This window comes from Tsukamurella hominis (genome assembly GCF_965137015.1).
Lineage (GTDB): Bacteria > Actinomycetota > Actinomycetes > Mycobacteriales > Mycobacteriaceae > Tsukamurella > Tsukamurella hominis.
The window spans coordinates 1-1,602 of the sequence record NZ_CBCRZG010000050.1 but is presented as its reverse complement, the minus strand read 5'-3'; the positions used below and the strand labels follow the sequence as shown (position 1 = coordinate 1,602).

General features: G+C 68.1%; 3 protein-coding genes. All 3 read right to left on the bottom strand.

The window, feature by feature from the left end; all coding sequences use genetic code 11:
- Positions 1-136 precede the first annotated feature (136 nt).
- Positions 137-313, bottom strand: a complete 177-nt coding sequence (locus ACM9LD_RS25025) for a hypothetical protein (protein ID WP_415679217.1) — start codon at positions 311-313, stop codon at positions 137-139.
- Positions 310-684: a hypothetical protein gene (locus ACM9LD_RS25020; protein WP_415679216.1), complete on the bottom strand. Its 375-nt coding sequence runs from the start codon at positions 682-684 to the stop codon at positions 310-312. Before ACM9LD_RS25020 ends, ACM9LD_RS25025 begins: the two co-directional genes overlap by 4 nt.
- Before the next feature lie 152 nt (positions 685-836).
- Positions 837-1,124 carry a hypothetical protein gene (locus ACM9LD_RS25015; protein ID WP_415679215.1) on the bottom strand — a complete coding sequence of 96 codons (288 nt, stop codon included), beginning with the start codon at positions 1,122-1,124 and terminating at the stop codon, positions 837-839.
- Between the last annotated feature and the right edge of the window lie 478 nt (positions 1,125-1,602).

Sequence of the window (1,602 nt, the reverse complement as noted above, 5' to 3'; positions counted from 1 at the left end):
CACTGTGCCGGCGCCCGCAGGGTGTCGGGGCAGCTTGGCGGCGGCACGCCGGCCCCTGGGGGCGCCCAAGGGCCCGGAAACGACGGGAGCCGCCCCACCTGGTCGGTGGAGCGGCTCCGGGGTCGTGGTGCGGCTGTTAGGCCGGTAGGCGTCCCTCTGCGACGTCGAGGACCCACTGGTCGGGGTCCTTGTCTTCCTGGCGGGCGAGCTTGACGAGGATTCGGGCGCTGATCTTGCGTGCTTCGGCGGTCGTGCCGTACAGCTCGTAGTCGGCGTGTGCTCGCTGCTCTGCGCTGCTGGTGGTGGCGGTCATCGTGCACCTCCTTCGGTGTCGCTGTTGTCTTCAGTATCCGGGTTCGGGGGCCGTTTGGCTACTGCCTCGATGATGCCGCGTTCGCTGCTGGTGACCAGCGGCGAGTCGGTGAGGGCTTCGATGATCTGTAGGCCGACGATCTGGGCTCGTGGGTTCTCCTGGTCGTTGGCCTGTTCGGTGGCCCACTGGTAGCGGCGCCACCATTCGGTGCGGGCGTCGTGCTCGGCGCGGTGGGCGCGGTCGCGTTCGGCGGCGGCGCGGTCCTTCTCCTCCGACTTGGTGCGCTGTCGGAGTGTCACGATGACGCCGGTGAGACCGAATCCGCCACCGACGACGGCGACGATGAGGGCTACCCATTGGGCTGCTTGCATCGGGGCGTCTCCTTTCTTCCTGCTGTGTTGTTACCCTTATTCTAGGTGGTGTCACTGACAAGTTTTGGTGCTGGCGTTCCGTGATTTCTCGGCAGTTCTTTCGTGTCGCACCGTTTATTTCTCGGCGCTGAGAAATTGTCACGAATTGCGTTTTATCCGACGATCGTTACGCCCGCCTGGTGGAGGGTGCGCCGCAGCTGGGAGCGGAGGTAGGAGCGGTTGCCCATCGCGCCGTCGGGGCGCTTGCGCGGGAGCGGGGCGCGGTTGTACTCGGCGGCGATGGTGTCGGCGGCGGCCCACTCGGCATCGGTGGGGATCTCGGTGCCGCTGATGTGGTCGGGGTGCTCGGGGTTCGCGTAGCCGAACAGCTCGGCGACGCTCACGACGGCGGCTCGGGGCGCGTTCCACAGCAGGTCGGCGGGGTTGATGGTGGTGGTCATGGCTGGCTGCCGCCTTTCGGAGAGGGCCGGGTTGGGGTGGTGGTGTGTTCTTGCATTTGCCGACGTCTTGGCGGCCGGGCCGGAGCGGCGGGTCGGGTTGCCCGGGACGGAAATTGCTGTGAAACCCGAAGGGCGTGAGCGGATGCGAGCGAGCTTTGCGCCGCCCACTCGGCTGCGGTTGCCGAGTAGGGGTGTGGGCGGCGGAAAGGTTTTCTGCTGGAATTTCCGTCCCGGGTCGAGACTGGTCGAGTCCCGAATCGGTGGCGGAGGTCTGGCCGTAAGAGACTGAGGCGCAAGAACACCCATCGGTGTGTTGTGAACTGTCCGCCGGAGGCGGTCCTTCGCCCGGCGGGCGCCTGCTCCCCCGCGGCGCGGGGGCTTGGGGGGCACCCGGCCGTGGCCGGGTCAGGATCACCGCCCTGTGGTGGTCGATGCCGGCGAAGCCGGCCCTTGATCCCCCGCGGGCGGGGGCCTGGGG